Origin of the sequence: Paractinoplanes rishiriensis, from assembly GCF_016862375.1 — a bacterium.
In the GTDB taxonomy this organism is placed as follows: domain Bacteria; phylum Actinomycetota; class Actinomycetes; order Mycobacteriales; family Micromonosporaceae; genus Actinoplanes; species Actinoplanes rishiriensis.
In genome coordinates this window covers 89,390-108,959 of the sequence record NZ_BOMV01000056.1, presented here as the reverse complement: position 1 = coordinate 108,959, position 19,570 = coordinate 89,390, and the positions used below count along the sequence as shown (strand labels likewise).

Sequence of the window (19,570 nt, the reverse complement as noted above, 5' to 3'; positions counted from 1 at the left end):
CTCCGGTGCCTGCCACTCGACGCGAAGTACTCGCCCTCGCCTCCGGCGCCGCGGTCGGCGCCGCCACGGCCGGGGTCGCCGGCCCGGCTGCTGCGTCCGCGGCCGATGCCGGCGGCTGGACCGCCACCTGGGCGGCCCCGCCCACCACGATCCCGCCGTCCGCGCCCGCCGTCCTGGAACGGCAGACCGTCCGGCAGGTGGTGCACTGCAGCATCGGCGGCGACGAGTTGCGGATCCGGCTCACCAACGAATTCGGCAGCACGCCGCTGCGGATCGCCGCGGTCCGGGTGGCCCGGCGCGACGGCACCGGCGCGAGCACCGCGACGGTGCCCGGCACCGACCGGCCGGTCACCTTCGGCGGCCGGGCGGGCGTCACCATCCCGGCCGGCGCGCCGCTGGTCAGCGACCCGGTCCGGCTGCGGGTGCCGGCCGGCGGCGACCTGGCGATCAGCATCTACGTCGCCGAGCGCACCCCGGTCACCACGCTGTTCGCGTTCGCCTTCCAGGACAACGTCACCGCGGCCCGGACGGTCACGCCCACCTCGACCGTGGGGCAATACCTGTTCCTGGCCGGGGTTGCGGTGCGCCGGCGGGGCTCGGCCATCGTGACCCTCGGCGACTCGATCACCAACGGCGCCAACACCCAGGCCAACCTCAACCACCGCTGGCCCGACCTGCTCGCCGCCCGGCTGCGCGCGACCGGTATCGACCGCGGCGTGGCCAACGTGGGCATCGCCGGCAACCGGCTGCTGCACGACCCCAACCCGCCGGCCGGCAGCGACGCGGTGGCGTTCGCCAACTTCTTCGGGCACAGCGGGCTGCGCCGGTTCGACCGGGACGTGCTGGCCCAGCCGGGTGCCCGCTATCTGGTGGTGCTGCTGGGCGTCAACGACCTGGGCCACCCGGGGACGGTTGCGCCGCCGTCCGAGGTGGTCACCGTGGACGATCTGGTCGCCGGCCACCGCCAGCTGATCGCCCGGGCACACGTGAGCGGGCTGGTCGCGTACGGCGGCACGATTTTGCCTTTCAAGGACGACACCCTCGGCTTCTACACTCCCGAGAACGAGCGCAAGCGGCAGGCCCTGAACCGGTGGATCCGCACCTCCGGCGAGTACGACGCGGTGATCGACTTCGACCGGGCGATGGGTGACCCGGCCGATCCGATCCGGCTCAACCCGGCCTACGACAGCGGCGACCATCTGCACCCGAACGACGCGGGCATGGCCGCCATGGCCGCAGCCGTGCCCTCCCGGCTGTTCCGGTGACCACCGCCGCGCTGCTCGACGCACCGGCCCGGAGCTACGTCGTCCACCAGCCGGGGCCGGGCCGGTTCCCGCTGGTGGGCGCGCCGGTCGTGGTGAGCTCCGCCGACCACCCCGGCGTGCTCCGGGTGGCCGGTGACCTGCGAGCCGACCTGCACCGGGTGACCGGGGTGCAGCCGGCCCTCGGGCACGACACGATCCCGGCCGGCGCCGACCCGATCATCGTGGGCACGCTCGGCCGCAGCCCGCTGATCGACCGGATCGTCGCCCGCGGCCGGCTCGACGTCGGCGACCTGGCCGGCCGCTGGGAGACCACGGTCGAGCAGGTGGTGGACGACCCGCTGCCGGGCGTCGCGCGGGCGTTCGTGATCGCCGGCAGCGATCAGCGCGGCACCATCTTCGGCGCGTACGACCTGGCCCGCGAGATCGGCGTCTCGCCCTGGCACTTCTGGGACGACGTGCCGGTCGAGCGGCGCGACGACCTGTACGTGCTGCCCGGCCGGCACAGCCAGGGCACGCCCGCGGTGCGCTACCGCGGCATCTTCATCAACGACGAGAACCCGTCAACCGGCACCTGGGCGCCCGGCTTCTTCGGGCCGGGCAAGGCGCCGGGGCACCCGGGCGGGCTGACCTCGTCGTACTACGCCAAGGTCTTCGAGACCATGCTCCGGCTCAAGGCCAACTACCTGTGGCCGGCGGTCTGGGGCCGGGCGTTCGCCGAGGACGACCCGGCGAACCACGCGGTTGCGAGCTACTACGGGATCGTCATCGGCACCTCGCACGAGGCGCCGATGATGCGCGGCATCGAGGAGTGGAACCGCAACCCCACCGGCACCGGCGAGTGGAGCTTCCGGCGCAACGCCGCGGCGATCACCGAGTACTGGCGGGCCGGCGCGCGGCGGATGGCGGTCCAGGACGTCGAGGGCGTGATCACGCTCGGCATGCGCGGCACCGGCGACGTCAGCCTGCCGGACGGCGACGGCGTCGACCTGATGCGCGAGATCATCGACAGCCAGCGGCGGATCCTCGGCGAAACCGGGCTGCTCGGCCGGCCCCAGGTGCAGACCCTCTACAAGGAGGTGCAGCGCTACTGGGACGACGGCTACCGGCCGCCGGACGACGTGACCGTGGTGTTCTGCGACGACAACTGGGGCAACCTGCGCCGGCTGCCGGAGGCCGGGCTGCCGTCCCGGTCCGGCGGTTACGGCCTGTACTACCACTTCGACTACGTGGGCGGCGGCCGCAACTACAAGTGGGCCGACACGATCAACCTGACCAACACCTGGGAGCAGCTGAATCTCGCGTACGCCTCCGGGGTCGACCGGCTCTGGATGGTGAACGTAGGCGATCTCAAGAACGAGGAAATGCCCACCCAGTTCTTCCTCGACTACGCGTGGAACCCGGCGGACTGGCCGGTCGAGCGGCTGGGGGAGTGGACCCGGCGGTATGCGGCCGAGAACTTCGGTGCCGAGTTGGCGCCGGAGATCGCGGCGCTGCTGGACGCCTACGGCCATCTGCAGTCCCGGCGCAAGCCGGAGCTCTTGAACCGGCGCATCGTGCTCTCCGGCGACCGGGTGCTCTACGACGACGAGGCGAGCCCGTTCAGCCTGGTCAACTACGGCGAACTGGACCGCGTGACGCAGGACTGGATCGAACTGGCGCACCGGTCCGAGCAGCTGCGCGAGCGGGTCGGCGGGGAATGGCAGGACGCCTACTTCCAGCTGGTGCACTACCAGATCAAAGACACCGCGATCCTGTACGAGCTGAGGCGGGCCCAGTTCACCAACCTCGCGTATGCGGCGCAGGGCCGGGCCGCCACCAACCGGCTGGCCGATCTCGCCGAGCGGCTGTTCGCCGAGGACCAGGCGATGAGCGACTTCTACAACAACGTGCTGGCCGGCGGGAAATGGTGCGGCTGGCAGATCCAACCCAAGATCGGGTACGGGGACGTGGCGCGCTACGGCCCGGACGCGCCCTGGCAGCAACCCGAACGCGACGCCATTGCGCTGCCCGACGAGATCTACCCGCACCTGCGGCGGATCACCGTTCCGGAAGCGGCCGACATGGGCGTGGCGCTCGACGGCGGCGACCCGGCCGTGCTGCCCGAACTGAGCCCGTGGCAGAGCGGCCCGGATCCGTTCATCGAGGTCTACAACCGCGGCGGAACACCGTTCCGGTTCGAGATCACCGCAGATCAGGACTGGGTCCGGGTGGAGCCGGGCGAGGGCGTGGTGGACGAGCAGCTCCGCGCCACCGTGACGGTGGACTGGCGGCACGCGCCCCCGGGCCGCACCGACGTGCCGATCACCGTCATCGGCGGCGGCCGGGCCGTGGTGGTGCACGCGCCGATCGACAACCCGCAGGTCGCACCGGCCGGCTTCCTGGAGGCCGGCGGCTGCGTCGCGATCGAGGCCGACCACTACGACGGGATGGCCGGCCGGTGGCGGCTGCTTCCCGGGATCGGCCGCACCGGCAATGGCCTCACCCCGCTCGGCGACGACGCCCGCCTCGACTACCTGATGACGCTGACCACCGCCGGGCCGGTGCGGATCACCGCCTACCTGTCGCCGCGCAACAACGTCCGGGCCACCGGCGGCCTGCGCTACGCGATCGCGGTGGACGGCCAGGAGGCGCAGGTGGTCGACGTGATCGAGGCGACCGGGGCGGACGACGGGGAGATGAACCTGCCGTGGGCCCGGCACACCTCGGACAACATCAACACGACCACCACCACGCACCGGATCGACCGGCCCGGCCTGCACACGCTGACCTTCCGGGCGCTCGACCCGACAATCGTGGTGCAGCGGCTGGTGGTCGACACCGGCGGCGTCCGGGACAGCTACCTGGGCCCGCCCGAGAGCCTGCGGGTCTAGCCATGACGGGTCCAGCTATGAGCTGGGTGCACACCTGGACGGCGATGCCGCAGGCCGCCGAGCCGGACAACCTGCCGCCGGCGCCGTTCGCCGGCGACGGCGTGCTGCTCGCCGACACCACGCTGCGGCAGACCGTGCGGGTGACGGCCGGCGGCGACCGGCTGCGGGTGCGGCTGTCCAACGCGTTCGGCGGGTCGGCGCTGCCGGTCACCGCGGCCGCCGTGGCCCGGCCGGTCGGCGGCCGTGCCGGGGTGCCGGACATCTGCCGGGGCAGCGGGCACACGCTGACCTTCGGCGGCCGGCCCGCGGTGGTGGTGCCGGCCGGGGCGCAGATCGTCTCCGACCCGGTGGCCGCGCCGGTCGGGCCGGGGGAAAATCTGACGATCTCGGTCTACCTGGCGGGCGGGCAGGCCGGCCCGGCGCTCACCGCGCATCCCGGCTCGCGCACCACGTCGTACCTGATGGCCGGCGACCGGCACGCCGAGGCGGAGCTGGCCGGCGCCACCGGGGTCGAACACTGGTACCTGATCAGCGGGGTCGAGGTGGACTGCGGCGGGCCGGTGTTCGCGGTGGTCGGCGACTCGCTGACCGACGGCCGGGGCTCCACCACCGACGGCAACGACCGCTGGCCCGACCAGTTGTCCGCCCGCAAGCCCGGGGTGGCCGTCGTCAACCAGGCGGCCGGCGGCAACCGGGTGCTCGACGACGGCCTCGGCCCCAGCGTGCTGGCCCGGCTCGACCGGGACGTGCTCGCGGTCAGCGGCGTCGACCGGATGCTGCTGTTCGCCGGGGTCAACGACATCGGCACGGCGCCGGCCACGGCGGCCGGGCAGGACCGGGTGACCGGCGACCTGCTGGTCGCGTTCCGGCAGGTGGTGCTGCGGGCGCAGGCCCGCGGCATCCGGGTGTACGGCGCCACGCTGACCCCGTTCGGCGGCCACGACTACGACGACCCGGACGGCGCGCGCGAGGCCACCCGGGTGGCGGCGAACGACGCCATCCGGCACGGCCGGATCTTCGACGGCGTGGCCGACTTCGACGCCGCGGTCCGCGACCCGGCCCACCCGCGCCAGTTGCGGCCGGCCTACGACACGGGCGACCACCTGCACCTCAACCCGGCGGGGTACGGCGCCCTGGCCGGCGCGGTGCCACTGGACTGGCTCACATAGCGCTCCGGCGTTCCCCACCCTGGTCTCGCCCGCGACGCGATGTTGTCAAGCGGGACGTCAGGCGAAGCGGCCGGGGTCGCCGGCGCCGGCTCGCAGCACCTCGGGCTCGCCCTGGGACAGGTCGATCACCGTGGTCGGTTCGACGCCGCACTCGCCCGCGTCGACCACCGCGTCCACCACGTGGTCGAGCGTCTCCTTGATCTCCCAGCCCATGGTCATCGGCTCGGTCTGGCCGGGCAGTTGCAGCGTGCTGGAGACGATCGGCTCGCCCAGTTCGGCCAGCAGCGCCTGGCACACCACGTGCTCGGGGATGCGCACGCCCACGGTCCGCTTCTTGGGGTGCAGCAGCCGGCGCGGCACGTCCTTGGTGGCGGGCAGGATGAACGTGTACGGACCCGGCGTCGCCGCCTTGACCGCCCGGAACGACGCGTTGTTGATCGTCACGAACTGGCCGAGCTGGGCGAAGTCGCGGCACATCAGGGTGAAGTGGTGGCGGTCGTCGAGATGCCGGATCTCCCGGATCCGGTCCAGGCCCTCCTTGTTGCCCATCCGGCAGCCCAGCGCGAAGCAGGAGTCGGTCGGGTACGCGATCAGGCCGTCACCGCGGATGATGTCGGCCACCTGCCGGATCGAGCGCGCCTGCGGGTTGTCGGGATGCACGTCGAAATACTTCGCCACCCGGGCAGCTTAGTTTCGACCAGGCCACGGTCGCCGAACTGGCTGTCCCCGGCGCGCCGCGGCGCTGGCAGGCTCGATGAGGTGCGCAACGTTGCGGTGCTGATGTCGTCCACGGTCCGGCCGTTCGAGCTGGCCGTGTACTGCGAGGTGTTCGGTGCCTCGCTTCCCGTCGACTTCGCGATCGTCTCGGAATGGCCGGGCCGGGCGGTACCCATGGCAGGCGGCATGTGCCTCACGCCGACCGAGGGGCTGGACCGGCTGGCGGCGGCCGACCTGGTCGCGGTGGCGCCGCCCGGCTCGCCGGCGCGTGCGGTGAGCCCGGCGGTCGCGGAGGCGCTCCGGGCCGCGGTGGATCGCGGCGCGCGGGTGGCCGGTGCCTGCTCCGCGGTGTTCACGATGGCGGCCGCGGGCCTGCTCGACGGCCGCACCGTCGCCACCGACCGGCGGCATGCCCCGTTGCTGACCGGCTGGTTTCCGCGGGTGCGGGCCGACACCGCGATGCGGTTCGTGGCCGACGATCCGATCTTCACGGCGGCCGGTGCCGCGGCCGGCATCGACCTGTGCCTGCACCTCGTGCGCACCGGCCACGGCGAGGCCGCGGCGGACGCCGTGGCCCGGGGGATGGTGCCCGGTCGGCGGCCGGTCCCGCTGCCGCCCGGCCCGCGCCGTGACGAGGGCATCGACCGGCTGCTCGACTGGGCGCTCGGCAACCTGCACGAGGACCTGTCGATCGACCTGCTGGCCCGGCGGGCGTTCCTGTCCCGGCGCTCGTTCGCCCGCCGGTTCCGGCAGGCCACCGGCACGTCGCCGTACGCCTGGATCCTGGAGCAGCGGGTGCGGCTCGCCCAGCAGCTGCTGGAGCAGGAACCCGGCCTGGCGGTCGAGGAGGCGGCCGGCCGCGCCGGGTTCAGCTCGGCGGCCCTGCTGCGGCAGCACTTCCAGCGCCGGTTCGGCTGCTCGCCGACGCAGTACCGGAGCCGCTTCGCGCTGTCATCGCGTGAATGACCGCGGCCATGTCGGCGCCGTCGTGCCCCAGGCGCCCGGTCTCGGCGAACAAATCGGCGCACACGTCGAGCAGCGGCGCGGCCAGTCCGCGCGCCGCGGCGGCCTCGACGATCAGCCGGTTGTTGTAGTGCACGTCCCGGATCGCGGCCTGCACCGCGAAGTCGCCGTCGACCAGCTTGGCGGCCTTGCCCCGGGAGACGAAGCTGGCCATCGGCCCGGCGTCGAGCACGTCGCGCAGCAGCCCCGCGTCCAGCCCGTGCCCGGCCGCGAAGTGGAACGCCTCGGCCAGCCCGGTGACCATGCTGATCAGGAACGTGTTCACGGCCAGCTTCAGGAGCAGCCCCTGCGGGACCGGCCCGCAGTCGAACACCTCCCGGCACATCGGCCGCAGCAGCGGCCGCACCCGCTCCCGGTCGTCCGGCTGACCGGCCAGCATGGCGACCAGCTGTCCCGCCTCGGCCGGCCCGCGCGACCCGGACACCGGCGCCTCCACATAGCGACCGCCGGCCGCCGCGACCGCCGCACCGAGGTCCGCCGAGTACTCCGGCGAGGTGGTGCCCATGTGCACCACCGTCCGGCCGGCCACGTGCACCGGGAACGCCGCGGTGCCGCGGCCCAGCACGCTGTCGACGGCCTCGGCGTTGGCCAGCATCAGGATCACCACGCCGGCCCGCTCGAACACCTGGCCGGGGCTGGTGGCGGTGTCCGCGCACGGGATCGTGCCGCCGGAGCGGCTCCACCCGACGAGGTCGACGCCGGCCGCGGCGAGGTTCGTGGCCATCGGCCGGCCCATCACGCCGAGCCCCAGAAATCCCACCTTCATGGGATCGACGCTAGGGCCGTTGCCCGGCCAGCACCGTCGCAATCAGGCGCCGGATCACGGCCAATCACGCCTCGGGCGGGTCCCCGTACTGCGTCATGGCACCGAGCAGCCGCCGTCGGTGGTGGTCCTGAGTCTCCAGGTGGCCGGCCAGGAAGTCCCATACGTCGGAGGCGGTGTTGGCCAGCGAAGCGGTGAAGAACTCCAGGGCGCCCGGTTCCTCGGTGAGCAACAACTCCAGCAGGGCGCGCACGTCCGATTCGGATCGGTCCCGATTGGCCGGGTGGCTGAGGTCGCCGAAGCGCCGCCAGAACGGGATCATCGCGTGGTAGAGCTCGCGGAAGTCCACCCCGGTCTGCGCGAACGCCGATTTGCGCAGTTGCAGCCCGGTGCGCGTCTGCGCGGGCAGCGCGACGTCCCATCGCGGCCGTCCGGCGGCCGGCCGCTCCTCGGGCGGCCAGGGCAGTGATGCGAAGACGCTGACGTCGGTGCCGTCCTCCACGCGGACCAGCAGCCTGGCCGGGTCGGTGTCCAGGTCCCAGGCGATCCGCAACGCCTGCCACAGCCGGCGGGTGTCCTCGGATTCGAGCTGGCCCATCCAGAGCAGGGCCTGGCCGCGCCAGTTGGTCACCAAGGGCTCGCCGACCAGCTCGGCCGCGTCCACCGGGCCGTCGCTGAGCAGCACGGCCAGGCAGGTCAGGTTGGCCGAGAACGCGGCCTGCCGGGCCGCCATCGTCTTGCGTTCCGGCTGGTAGCCGCCGAGGGCCCAGGTCGGGTGCGGGTGTCCGGCCTCGGCGAGCAGCTCCAGAACCAGCTCGCGGCAGTCGCGCCGGGTCGGAGCGTCGAGGCGGGTCACCATGCCCTGGCAGAACTCCCAGAGCGGCTGCCGCCGGGTGATCGTGGTGAACGACGTGAGCGCGTGGAAGAAGCCGGCGTCGAGCGTGGCGCCCGGGCGGCGGCGCAGGTAGGCGCGGTCCTCGGCCAGTTCGGTCAGCGCCGTCACGATGCGCCGGGCGGTGAGGAACTCGCCGAACGTGGCGTGCAGGAACTCGAAGCTGCGTTCCGCGGCGCCGGTGTCGAGGCTGGCCCTGGACTCGTGCACGAAGAAGAAGCGGCCGACCAGGAGCTGGGCCGGGGTCAGCGGCCGGCTGCCCGGCTCGGGGGCCCGGTCGTCCTCGCTGAGCAGGTGCCGCAGGTCGGACTCCAGCTCCGGTTCGAACACCACGTCGCGGCCGCGGTTGTGCATCGCCACCGCGACCGCGCAGAGCCGGCGCCACTCGGCGGCCACCTGGGCGTCCCGCTGGTCGGTGCCGAGGGCGGTGCCGAACTTGTCCACCTGCCGCTCGAAGAAGTCGTGGAACAGCCGTTCGTACAGCTCCACCCGGCCGATCCCGCCGCCGTGCCGCTGGAGCTGGTTGTCGCGGCCGTCGAACAGGGCGAGCAGCAACAGCAGCAGCGGCTGCTCGGCCAGCTCACGATGCACCGCCAGCACCCCGGCGGACAGCGGGCGGACCCCGCGGGCCGCGAAACCGGCACCGTTGAGCGCGTTCCACACGCCGAGCCAGGCCGACACCTGTGCGTCGCCGAACGGGCTGAGCCGCAGCACGGTGGTGTTCTCCGGGAAGCGGGCCCGGTCGGCCACCACGGTCCGGCTGGTGACCAGCACCGCCACCGGACGGCCCAGTTCCGCCTCGCGCTGCTGGAACTCCTGGAGCTGCTCCAGATAGTTGGCCCAGTTCTGGCCGGTGGCCTGCAGCAGCTCGTCGAAGCCGTCCATCATCACCACCGGCAGGGCGGTGCCGGACCGCCGCGCCAGGTCGGGCCAGGTCACCGACTCGCCGAGCGCGAGGTAGAGCGCCTCCTCGATCTGCCGCTGCACCGGCGAGTCGGCGCGCACGGTGCGCAGCTCGACCCGTACCGGGAGGAAGTCCGCGGTGGACAGCCGGGCGGCGAGCACCCGGGTGAGCACCGACTTGCCCGAGCCGGGGTGGCCCAGCACGACCATCGGCCCGCCGGTCGCCGGTGCGCTGGTCAGGTGGGCGATCAGGAAGTCCTGGACGTCGGGCACCGAATGGCCGTTGGTGGCCCACCACGTCTCGGTGGCCGGCGACGCGTCCGGTCCGGCGATGGCGGCCAGGCCGGCCGGGTCCTGGTAACCCTGCTGGAGGGTGGGCAGGAGCAGGTCGGCCGGCGCGTTCGCGGCGCTCAGGATCGGCTTGCCCAGCTGGGCCTCGTAGCGCCGGACCAGCCCCGACCGGACGGCGTCGGCGATCTCCTGCTCGCTGCGCAGACGGGCGACCGCCGCCTGGATCATCTCGCGGGTGGCCTGCGCGTCGATCATCTCGGACCAGAGCCGGAACTCGGGGATCTCGGTGGCGAGTCCGCGGTACAGCTCGGTGAAGCGCCGCACGGCCGCCCATGGCAGATCCTTGCCGATCGTGACGCCCTGCGTCGCCGCCAGGCCCTGGAGGAACGCGCCGACGTCGTAGTTCAGCATGTCGTAGTGCAGCTCCAGCCGGCGCCGGAGGGTCTCGAAGGGCTGGGCCGGGCTGGGCAGCGGTGGCGCGTCCCGCACCAGCGCGGTGATCAGCGTGGCGTAGCTGTCCGGCGGCCCGCTCCGGGTGCCGAGGGCCACCTGCTCCTCGACGGTGATCTCGGCAGCGTCCAGGTCGACGCCGTGGGCGGCCAGCCACTCGCCGAGCACCTCGAAGTAGGCGACCAGCACGATCACCGAGTAGGCGGCGACGATCCGGTCGGTGCGGTCGAAGCGGCTCAGGCCCCGCACCTTTTCGCGCCACGAGCGCACCGCCGCGTGCCCCCAGCGCACGACCTGGTCGCGCAGGGCGAAGAAATCCACCGTGCCGGCGCTGGCCACCGTGACCGTGCCGGCCGCCAGTCCGCCGGCCTGCCCCAGCCGGTCGACCAGCTCCGAACCTCCGTCGAGCAGACGGACGGCGTCGGCGAACGAGAGTCCCCGTGACCTCATCCGGTAAGCGTGGCAGGACGGCCGGACCAGGACCATGCTGGGGTTGTGGAAACTGAACTCTTCATTGCTGGCAAATGGGTCCCGGCGCGGTCCGGGGCCAGGTTCGACGTCAAGGACCCGGCGACCGGTGACGTGATCGCGTCGGTGGCGGACGGGTCGGAGGAGGACGCGATCGCCGCGGTGGATGCGGCGGCCGACGCGGCCGCGGCCTGGGCGGCCACGCCTCCGCGGGTACGCGGCGAGCACCTGCGCCGGGCCTTCGAGCTGATGACCGAGCGGTCCGCCGAGCTGGCCAAGCTGATCAGCCTGGAGAACGGCAAGGCGCTGACCGATGCGAAGGGCGAGGTCACGTACGCAGCCGAATTCTTCCGCTGGTTCGCCGAGGAGGCGGTGCGCGGGTCCGGCGAGGTGGCGACCGCCCCGTCCGGCGCCAACCGGATCCTGGTGGTGCGCCAGCCGGTGGGCGTGTGCGTGCTGGTCACCCCGTGGAACTTCCCGGCCGCCATGGCCACCCGCAAGATCGGTCCGGCGCTCGCGGCGGGTTGCACCGTGATCCTCAAGCCGGCCAGCGACACCCCGCTGACCGCGCTGGCGATGGCCGCGATCCTGGCCGAGGCGGGCGTGCCGGCCGGTGTGGTCAACGTGCTGCCGTCGCGCAGTTCCGGCAAGGTCGTCGGCCGGATGCTGCACGACCCGCGGGTGCGCAAGGTGTCGTTCACCGGTTCGACCGAGGTGGGCCGGCTCCTGCTGGCCCAGGCCGCAGACAACGTCGTGAACACGTCGATGGAGCTGGGCGGCAATGCGCCGTTTGTGGTCTTCGCCGACGCCGACCTGGACGCCGCGGTGGACGGCGCGATGATCGCCAAGATGCGCAACGGCGGCGAGGCGTGCACCGCGGCCAACCGCTTCTACGTCGAGGAACCGGTGGCCGCCGCGTTCTCCGGCAAGCTGGCCGAGCGGATGTCCGCGCTGGTGGTGGGCCCGGGCACCGACGAGAAGACCCAGGTCGGACCGCTGGTCAACGAGGACACCGTGGCCAAGGTGGACGGTCTGGTGCGGGGGGCGCTGGAGTCGGGAGCGACGGCCGTGACCGGCGGCGAACGCCCGGACGGCCCGGGGTACTACTACCCGCCCACGGTGCTGACCGGCGTGCGGCCGGGCGCGGCGATCCTGCGCGAGGAGATCTTCGGGCCGGTCGCGCCGATCGTCACGTTCACCGGCGAGGAGGAGGCCGTCCGGTACGCCAACGACACCGAGTTCGGCCTGGTCGCGTACGTCTACACCGGTGATCTCGCCCGCGGCCTGCGGGTGAGCGAGGCGATCGAGGCCGGGATGGTCGGCCTCAACCGGGGGCTGGTGAGCGACCCGGCGGCCCCGTTCGGCGGCGTTAAGCAGAGCGGCATCGGCCGCGAGGGCGGGCACGAGGGCCTGCTCGAGTACCTGGAGTCGAAATACATCGCCGTCAACTGGTGACCACACCGGCCGGCCGCATACTGCTATTGTGCTAGGAACCTAGTGGAATGGCGGTAGTAATGATCGAGTTTCATCTGGACACCCGCTCGGGCGTGGCGCCGTACATGCAGCTGATTCAGCAGGTGCGCCACGCCATGCGGCTGGGCCTGCTCAAGGAGGGCGACCGGCTGCCCACCGTCAAGGACGTGGTGGCCCGGGTCGCGATCAACCCGAACACCGTGCTGAAGGCGTACCGGGAACTGGAATTTGAGGGTCTGGTCCAGCCCCGGCCCGGCCTCGGCACCTTCGTGACCCGCACGCTCGGCGGCGACGAGGCGATCGCCGCGCACGAGCCGCTGCGCCGCGACCTGGAGGGCTGGCTGGCCAAGGCCCGCGACGCCGGACTCGACAACGAGAGCATCGAGGCGCTGTTCGTCAGTGCGTTCCGCCGGTTTTCGGAGCCGGGAGCGGGACGCCGATGAGTGAGAACGTGGTGGTGACCCACGCACTCACCAAGCGGTACGGGCGGCGCACCGCGCTGTCCGACTGCACCGTCCAGGTGCCGGCCGGCCGGGTGGTGGGGCTGGTCGGCCCGAACGGTGCCGGCAAGTCGACCCTGCTCCAGCTCGTCTGTGGCCTGCTCGAGCCGACCGCGGGGCGGCTCGAGGTGCTCGGCGAGCGGCCGCGCAGCGGATCGGCCCGGGTCGGCTTCGTGGCCCAGGACACCCCGGTCTACGCCGGCCTGACCGTCGAGGAGCACCTCGCGTTCGGTGCCCGGCTCAACCCGTCCTGGGACGATGCCGTCGCCCGCCGCCGGATCGACGACCTGGGGCTCGACCCGACGCAGCGGGCCGGCCGGCTCTCCGGCGGCCAGCGGGCCCAGCTCGCACTCACCCTGGCCATCGCGAAACGGCCCGACCTGCTGCTGCTCGACGAGCCGGTGGCCGCGCTCGACCCGCTGGCCCGGCGCGAGTTCCTGCAGGCGCTGATGGAGTTCATCGCCGACGAGGGCACCAGCGTGGTGATGTCCTCGCACCTGGTCACCGACCTGGAACGGGTCTGCGACTTCCTGATCGTGCTGTCCCGCTCGAAGGTGAAGGTCACCGGCGAGGTGGAGGAGTTGCTGGCCACCCACCACCGGCTGACCGGCGCCCGGATCGACCCGGCGGCACTCGGCCCGGGCCGGCAGGTGGTGCAGGCCCGGCACACCGACGTGCAGTCGTCGCTGGTGGTCCGCAGCTCGGCGCCGATCGACGACCCGGCGTTCCGGGTGGACGGGATCGACCTGGAGGACCTCGTCCTCGCGTACATGTCCGAGGCCGGCGCCGGCCGCGTCCTGGAGAGGCAACCATGATCTGGCTCACCTGGCGGCAGTTCCGCCTGCAGGCTCTCGCCGGGCTCGGCGCGGTGGCCGTGATCGCGGCGCTGTTCGCGGCCACCCGGCCGGCCCTGGTCGCCCTGGCCGCCGACATCGGGTACACCGGGTGCACCGCCGGCTGCGCCGAACTGGCCGACGCGTTCGTGAAGCGGGCGGAGGACTCGTACTTCGCCACGCTCTTCTACGGCGCGCTGGTGCTGCTGTTCGCCGGGCCCGCGCTGATCGGCCTCTTCTGGGGCGCGCCGCTGGTGGCCCGCGAGCTGGAGACCGGCACCCACCGTCTGGTGTGGAACCAGACGGTGAGCCGCACCCGCTGGCTGGCCGTCAAGCTGGCCGCCGGCGCGCTCGTCACGGCCCTCGCGGCGGGTCTGCTCAGCCTCGTGATCACCTGGTGGGCCAGCCCGCTCGACCGGGCCGGCGGCTGGATGGAGCCGTACGTCTTCGCCGCCCGCGGGATGGTGCCGGTGGCGTACGCGGTCTTCGCCTTCGCGGCCGGCGTCGCGATCGGCATGGTGCTGCGCCGGACGACCGTGGCGATGGCCGTCACGCTCGTCGTGGTGGCGGCCGCGATGGTGGCCTCGCCGTACCTGCTGCGGCCGCACCTGGCCACGCCGGTCACGTTTTCGGCACCGCTCGGCGCCGACGACATCGGCGAGCTGATGCTGAGCCAGGACGGGTCCGTGGTGCTGGGCGCCCAGACGCCGGTGGCCGGCGCGTGGGTGCTGGAGCAGAGCGTCGACACCGCCGCCGGCGTGCCGTTCACCGGCCCGTACGACCGCACGAAGTGCGGCATGGAGGCGACCGCCGGGCCCCGCGGGTGCCACCAGTGGGTGGCGGCGCAGAACCTGACCCAGCGGGTCGTGTATCTCGGCGCGGACAAGTTCTGGACGTTGCAGTGGCGCGAGTCCGGGGTGGTTCTCGGTGCCGCGGTGCTATTCGTGATCTTCTGCTTCTGGTGGATCCGGCGGCGGGTGACGTAGGGTCCGAGGCCACGGTGGGTAGTCGGCAGGGGTAAATGCGTAGGAAAATGAACTATTCGCCCGCGCGTGTCGTGCCGTCGCATACTCGGGGGTAACCTTGCAGACCCACAGGTCGTGATCCATTTGAGAGGAACTCTCGAAGATGCGGAAGAAGCTGCTGGCGGTCGCCGCGGTGGGACTGATGGCGTCAGGCGGCATGACAGCGTGTGACGATGCTGACTCATCAAGCGAGGCCAGTAGCACCACCACCAGCGGCAGTTCGGGCGAGGCCCGGGTGGGCGTGATCCTGCCCGACACCAAGAGCTCGCAGCGCTGGGGCACCGACGATCCCAAGTTCCTCAAGGAGGCGTTCGACGCGGCCGGGGTGCCGGTGGAGATCAAGAACGCCGAGGGCGACCGGGCCGCGTTCCAGCGGATCGGCGAAGAGATGATCAACGGCGGCGTCAAGGTGCTGATCATCGCGAACCTCGACTCGATCACCGGCAAGGCTGTGCTCGACAAGGCCAGGGCCAAGAAGATCCCGACCATCGACTACGACCGGCTCACCCTCAACGGCGGGGCGAACTACTACGTCAGCTTCGACAACGAGCGGGTCGGCGAGCTGCAGGCGTACGGCCTCACGAAATGCCTGGCCGACGCGGGCGTGCGGAACCCGGTCGTGGCCGAGCTCAACGGCTCGCCGACGGACAACAACGCCACCCTGTTCAAGGCCGGCTCGACCTCGGTGCTCCAACCCAGGTACGACAACGCCGAGTACACCAAGGGCCCGGACCAGTCGGTGCCGGACTGGGACAACGAAGAGGGCGGCAAGATCTTCGAGCAGATGATCCAGCAGCAGCCCAGGATCAGCGCGGTGCTGGCGGCGAACGACGGCCTGGCCGGCGCCGTGATCAAGGTGCTGCGTAAGAAGGGCCTCAACGGCAAGGTCCCGGTGACCGGCCAGGACGCGACCGTCGAGGGCCTGCGGAACATCCTGACCGGCGACCAGTGCATGACCATCTACAAGAAGATCAAGCCGGAGGCGGAGACCGCGGCCAGCCTCGCGGTCCAGCTGTTCAAGGGCCAGGAGCCGGTGGTCACCAGCCAGATCAAGGACCCGGAGTCGGGGGCGTACGTGCGGTTCGCCAAGCTGCCGCCGGAGTCCATCGACATCACCACGGTGCGCAATGTGGTGGCCGACGGCTTCGTGGCCAAGAAGGACCTGTGCACCGGCAAGTACGCCAAGCTCTGCGACCGCTACGGCGTCGAGTAGCGGGCGCTAGGCCAGGCGGATCCGCACCCGGCGGTTCTGCCGGCCCTTGCTCTCGACCTTGACCACCTGGATCCGGCCCACCTGCGCGGTGGACGCCACGTGCGTGCCGCCGTCGGCCTGCACGTCGAGGCCGACGATGTCGATCACCCGGATCTCCGGGTGGTCGATCGGCGGCAGCGCGTCCTGGGTGCGGATCAGCGTGGGGATCTCGAGCGCCTCGGCGCGCGGCAGCACCCGCGCCACGATCTTGCGGTCGGCGGCGATCTCGGCGTTCACCGTGTCCTCGAGGGTCTGCTTGAAGCCGGGCGGCACCTCGGGCAGGTTGAAGTCCATCCGGGCCTCTCCCGGCTGCATGTTGCCGCCGGTCACCATCGCGTTGAAGTCGCGGAACACCGTGCCGCACAGGATGTGCAGGCCGGAGTGGGTGCGCATGAGCGAGCTGCGGCGCTCGTCGTCGATCGCGCCGCGGACCGTGGTGCCGGCAGCCGGCACCGGGTCACCCGGCGCCGGGATCAGGTAACTGTCTCCCCGCCATTTGGCGTCGCCCTTGCGGGTGTCCACGATCCGGGTCTGCACGCCCTCCCAGAGCAGCACGCCGTGGTCCGGCGGCTGGCCGCCGCCGCCCGGGTAGAACGCGGACCGGTCGAGCACGATGCCCGCCTCGGGGTCCGCCGGGTCGGACCACACCACGGTGCAGTCCCACTCGCGCAGGGTCGGGTCGATCCAGTCCAGACGTTCGGCCATGCGACGAACTCTAACGCCGGCCCTTCAGCCGCCGGCCCATCTCGCGGGCGATCTCCTTCTGCGCGTCGCGCTCGGCGAGGACCTGGCGTTTGTCGTACGACCTCAGGCCGCGGGCCAGGCCCAGCTCGACCTTGGCCCAGCCCTCGCTGAAGTACATCGACAGCGGTACCAGGGTGAGCCCGTTGCCGTCCCGCAGCTGGCTGAGGATCTTGTTGATCTCGACCTTGTGCAGCAGCAGCTTGCGGGTGCGGCGCGGGGCGTGGTTGGTCCAGCTGCCGAAGCCGTACTCGGCGATGTGCAGGCCGTACAGCATGATCTCGCCCTCGTGCTCCTGGGCGAACGCGTCGACCAGCGAGGCGCGGCCCTCCCGCAGCGATTTCACCTCGGTGCCGGCCAGCACGATGCCGGCCTCGTACGTCTTGAGAATCGCGTAGTCGTGCCGTGCCTTTTTGTTCGAGGCGATCAGCTTGCGCCCGGTCTCCTTGGCCACACGCCAAAGACTAGGGGACCGGACGGCGCATGGAGTACGTGACGCTGCTCAGCCGGTGTGGTTCGTTGATCACGTGGATGGCGTGCCGGTTGTAGGCGCACCAGCCGGCGGCACCGGCCCGGTTGAGGTGGCGCAGGTCGTCGAAACGCTCGTCGGTGCCCCAGCGCAGCACCCCGCCCGGGTGGTGGAACGTGGCGGCCCAGTCCTGGAACCGGTCGGCGCCGAGAGTGCCGGCCGCGCGGTACTCCAACCGCGCGTATTCGTAATTCGTCACTCGATCGATTATGCCGTTCCGCTGGTACGGCCGCGCGCCGTCCCACTGTGGAGTCGGGCGCGGGGGAGCGGGCGTTGTCATCATCTGAACGCGCTCTGTCACGGCGGGTCGGGTGCTTGCAGGGTCGGTGCATCGAACCTGCGAAGGAGGCGAAGCCGATGAAGGCCGTCCGGGTGCACTCCTATGGCAAACGACCCTCGGTCGACGAGATCGCCGAACCCGGGGTGACCGGGCCGTTCGACGTCCTGGTCCAGGTGGGCGCCGCCGGGCTGTGCCGCACCGACCTGCACATCGTCGAGGGTCAGTGGGCCGAGAAGTCCGGCGTCCAGCTCCCGTACGTGATCGGGCATGAGAACGCGGGCTGGGTGCGCGAGGTGGGCAGCGCGGTGACCAACGTCGCGGCCGGCGACGCGGTGATCCTGCACCCTCTGGTGACCTGCGGGCTGTGCCGGGCCTGCCGCTCCGGCGACGACGTGCACTGCGAGAACTCGCGCTTCCCCGGTATCGACTGCGACGGCGGGATGGCCGAGTACCTGCTGACCAGCGCCCGCTCGGTGGTGAAGCTGGCGGACGGGCTGGAGCCGGCCGCGGTGGCCGCGCTGGCCGACGCCGGGCTGACCGCGTACCACGCCGTGCGCAAGGCCGTCCCGCTGCTGTACCCGGGCACCACCTGCGTGGTGATCGGCGCCGGCGGGCTGGGGCACATCGGCATCCAGTGCCTGGCCGCGATGACCGCGACCCGGATCGTGGTGGTCGACCCCAACGAGGCCGCCCGGGAACTGGCCACCCGGCTCGGCGCGCACGAGACCTTCGCGAACACCGCCGGCCTGCACGACAGCGCGCACGTGGTGCTCGACTTCGTGGGGGAGCAGGGCGCCGAGAAGGAGGGCCTCGCGGTCACCCGGCGGGCCGGCAGCTACTTCGTGATCGGGTACGGCGGCACGGTCGACATCCCGACCATCGACCTGATCTCCACCGAGCGCAACGTCGTCGGCAACCTCGTGGGCTCGTACAACGACCTCGACGAGCTGATGACGCTGGCCGCGCAGGGCCGGGTCACCCTGCACACGAAGACCTACCCGCTCGCGGCGGTCAACGAAGCCATTGACGATCTCGAAGCCGGCCGGTTACGCGGCCGGGGAATCTTGGTGCCCTGATGTACAGCAAGGACGGACAGAGCTATTTCGTCGTCGACGGCCACACCCACTTCTGGGACGGCAGCCCGGCCAACCAGATCAACCGGTACGGCGAGGGCTTCATCAAGTGTTTCTACGACTATCACGCCAACCTGTCGCCGGACGAATACAAGTGGACCCTCGAGGAGTTCGAGCGCTACCCCGAGGAGCGCATGATCCACGACCTGTTCGAGGTGGGCTACGACGACGTCGCGATCCTGCAGTCCACCTACCTCACCGACTGGTACGTGAACGGCTTCAACACCACCGACCAGAACGGCGAGATGGCCGAGCGGCACCCGGGGCGGTTCATCGTGAACGGCCGCTTCGACCCGCGCGACGGCGAGGCCGGGCTGGCCACCCTGGAACGGCAGCACGAGCGCTGGCAGTTCCAGGGCGTGAAGCTCTACACGGCCGAGTGGAAGGGGGACAGCAAAGGATGGAAGCTCAGCGACCCGTGGGCGTACCGCTATCTGGAAAAATGTCTTGATCTTGGGATTCGCAACATTCATGTGCACAAGGGCCCGACGGTCTACCCGATGAACCGGGACGCCTTCGACGTGGCCGACGTGGACGACGCGGCCACCGCCTTCCCCGGCCTGCGGTTCATCGTGGAGCACGTGGGCCTGCCCCGGCTCGAGGACTTCTGCTGGATCGCCACCCAGGAGCCGAACGTGTACGGCGGGCTCGCGGTGGCCATGCCGTTCATCCACTCCCGGCCGCGCTACTTCGCCCAGATCATCGGCGAGTTGCTCTACTGGCTCGACGAGAACCGCATCCTGTTCGGCAGCGACTACGCGATCTGGCAGCCGAAGTGGCTGATCGAGCGCTTCGTCGACTTCCAGATCCCGGAGGACATGCAGAGCGAGTACGGCGTGCTCACCCCCGCGATCAAAAAGAAGATCCTGGGCCTGAACGCGGCACGCCTCTACGACATCAAGGTCCCGGGCGAGTTCGACGTGGTCGACGAGCCGGTGACCAGCGGCCCGGCGATCGGTTCGGCTCCAGCATGACCGCCTGCACCGAGCGGCA

At 71.7% G+C, this 19,570-nt stretch carries 17 protein-coding genes; 11 read left to right on the top strand and 6 right to left on the bottom strand.

All coding sequences use genetic code 11. From position 1 onward, the window contains the following. Positions 1–5: 5 nt before the first annotated feature. From Ari01nite_RS24290 to Ari01nite_RS24280, 3 genes are read left to right on the top strand one after another with little or no spacing between them, the layout of a single operon-like run. Entirely contained in the window at positions 6–1,265 is a 1,260-nt protein-coding gene (locus Ari01nite_RS24290; RefSeq protein WP_203784291.1) for an SGNH/GDSL hydrolase family protein, read from the top strand. Next, the gene (locus tag Ari01nite_RS24285) at positions 1,262–4,135 is read left to right on the top strand and encodes a glycosyl hydrolase 115 family protein (protein WP_203784289.1); all 2,874 of its coding nucleotides are present in this window, start codon (positions 1,262–1,264) and stop codon (positions 4,133–4,135) included. Before Ari01nite_RS24290 ends, Ari01nite_RS24285 begins: the two co-directional genes overlap by 4 nt. A 2-nt stretch (positions 4,136–4,137) precedes the next feature. After that, positions 4,138–5,304, top strand: coding sequence for an SGNH/GDSL hydrolase family protein (locus Ari01nite_RS24280; RefSeq protein ID WP_203784287.1), 1,167 nt, complete (start codon positions 4,138–4,140; stop codon positions 5,302–5,304). 57 nt (positions 5,305–5,361) lie between these two features. Here the strand turns inward: Ari01nite_RS24280 and Ari01nite_RS24275 are convergent, their stop codons facing one another. Then, positions 5,362–5,982, bottom strand: a complete 621-nt coding sequence (locus Ari01nite_RS24275; protein ID WP_203784285.1) for an L-threonylcarbamoyladenylate synthase — start codon at positions 5,980–5,982, stop codon at positions 5,362–5,364. An 81-nt stretch (positions 5,983–6,063) separates the two neighbouring features. Here Ari01nite_RS24275 and Ari01nite_RS24270 point away from each other — a divergent pair, with 81 nt between their 5' ends. Beyond that, a complete protein-coding gene (locus Ari01nite_RS24270; RefSeq protein WP_203784283.1) occupies positions 6,064–6,987 on the top strand; it encodes a GlxA family transcriptional regulator in 924 nt (307 codons plus the stop codon). Here Ari01nite_RS24270 and Ari01nite_RS24265 read toward each other — a convergent pair. Both Ari01nite_RS24265 and Ari01nite_RS24260 read right to left on the bottom strand, forming a co-directional pair. Further along, positions 6,890–7,810 (bottom strand): NAD(P)-dependent oxidoreductase, encoded by a 921-nt coding sequence (locus tag Ari01nite_RS24265; RefSeq protein WP_203784282.1) that lies wholly within the window; start codon positions 7,808–7,810, stop codon positions 6,890–6,892. The genes Ari01nite_RS24270 and Ari01nite_RS24265 overlap by 98 nt on opposite strands. 64 nt (positions 7,811–7,874) lie before the next feature. Next, positions 7,875–10,793, bottom strand: coding sequence for an NACHT domain-containing protein (locus tag Ari01nite_RS24260; protein WP_203784280.1), 2,919 nt, complete (start codon positions 10,791–10,793; stop codon positions 7,875–7,877). 45 nt (positions 10,794–10,838) lie between these two features. Between Ari01nite_RS24260 and Ari01nite_RS24255 the strand changes: the two genes are divergently transcribed. The 5 genes from Ari01nite_RS24255 (at position 10,839) to Ari01nite_RS24235 (ending at position 15,855) form a co-directional block, all read left to right on the top strand. After that, a complete protein-coding gene (locus Ari01nite_RS24255) occupies positions 10,839–12,266 on the top strand; it encodes an NAD-dependent succinate-semialdehyde dehydrogenase (protein ID WP_203784279.1) in 1,428 nt (475 codons plus the stop codon). Between the two features lie 59 nt (positions 12,267–12,325). Continuing rightward, on the top strand, positions 12,326–12,727 hold the full coding sequence (locus tag Ari01nite_RS24250) for a GntR family transcriptional regulator (RefSeq protein WP_203784278.1): 402 nt from the start codon (positions 12,326–12,328) through the stop codon (positions 12,725–12,727). Continuing rightward, positions 12,724–13,599, top strand: a complete 876-nt coding sequence (locus Ari01nite_RS24245) for an ABC transporter ATP-binding protein (protein ID WP_203784277.1) — start codon at positions 12,724–12,726, stop codon at positions 13,597–13,599. Before Ari01nite_RS24250 ends, Ari01nite_RS24245 begins: the two co-directional genes overlap by 4 nt. Next, positions 13,596–14,603, top strand: coding sequence for an ABC-2 membrane transporter-related protein (locus Ari01nite_RS24240; protein ID WP_203784276.1), 1,008 nt, complete (start codon positions 13,596–13,598; stop codon positions 14,601–14,603). Before Ari01nite_RS24245 ends, Ari01nite_RS24240 begins: the two co-directional genes overlap by 4 nt. A 142-nt stretch (positions 14,604–14,745) precedes the next feature. Continuing rightward, positions 14,746–15,855, top strand: a complete 1,110-nt coding sequence (locus Ari01nite_RS24235; RefSeq protein WP_203784275.1) for a sugar ABC transporter substrate-binding protein — start codon at positions 14,746–14,748, stop codon at positions 15,853–15,855. A gap of 6 nt (positions 15,856–15,861) precedes the next feature. Here the strand turns inward: Ari01nite_RS24235 and Ari01nite_RS24230 are convergent, their stop codons facing one another. From Ari01nite_RS24230 to Ari01nite_RS24220, 3 genes are read right to left on the bottom strand one after another with little or no spacing between them, the layout of a single operon-like run. Next, positions 15,862–16,599, bottom strand: coding sequence for an alanyl-tRNA editing protein (locus Ari01nite_RS24230; protein WP_203784273.1), 738 nt, complete (start codon positions 16,597–16,599; stop codon positions 15,862–15,864). Positions 16,600–16,609: 10 nt separating this feature from the next. Further along, positions 16,610–17,089 (bottom strand): SsrA-binding protein SmpB, encoded by a 480-nt coding sequence (gene smpB / locus Ari01nite_RS24225; RefSeq protein WP_203784270.1) that lies wholly within the window; start codon positions 17,087–17,089, stop codon positions 16,610–16,612. A gap of 10 nt (positions 17,090–17,099) precedes the next feature. Next, positions 17,100–17,363: a hypothetical protein gene (locus tag Ari01nite_RS24220; RefSeq protein WP_203784267.1), complete on the bottom strand. Its 264-nt coding sequence runs from the start codon at positions 17,361–17,363 to the stop codon at positions 17,100–17,102. Between the two features lie 158 nt (positions 17,364–17,521). Between Ari01nite_RS24220 and Ari01nite_RS24215 the strand changes: the two genes are divergently transcribed. After that, complete coding sequence (locus Ari01nite_RS24215; protein ID WP_203784265.1) at positions 17,522–18,520, top strand: NAD(P)-dependent alcohol dehydrogenase; 999 nt, start codon at positions 17,522–17,524, stop codon at positions 18,518–18,520. After that, positions 18,520–19,551 carry an amidohydrolase family protein gene (locus tag Ari01nite_RS24210; RefSeq protein ID WP_203784263.1) on the top strand — a complete coding sequence of 344 codons (1,032 nt, stop codon included), beginning with the start codon at positions 18,520–18,522 and terminating at the stop codon, positions 19,549–19,551. The genes Ari01nite_RS24215 and Ari01nite_RS24210 overlap by 1 nt, the downstream gene beginning before the upstream one ends. Positions 19,552–19,570: the final 19 nt, after the last annotated feature.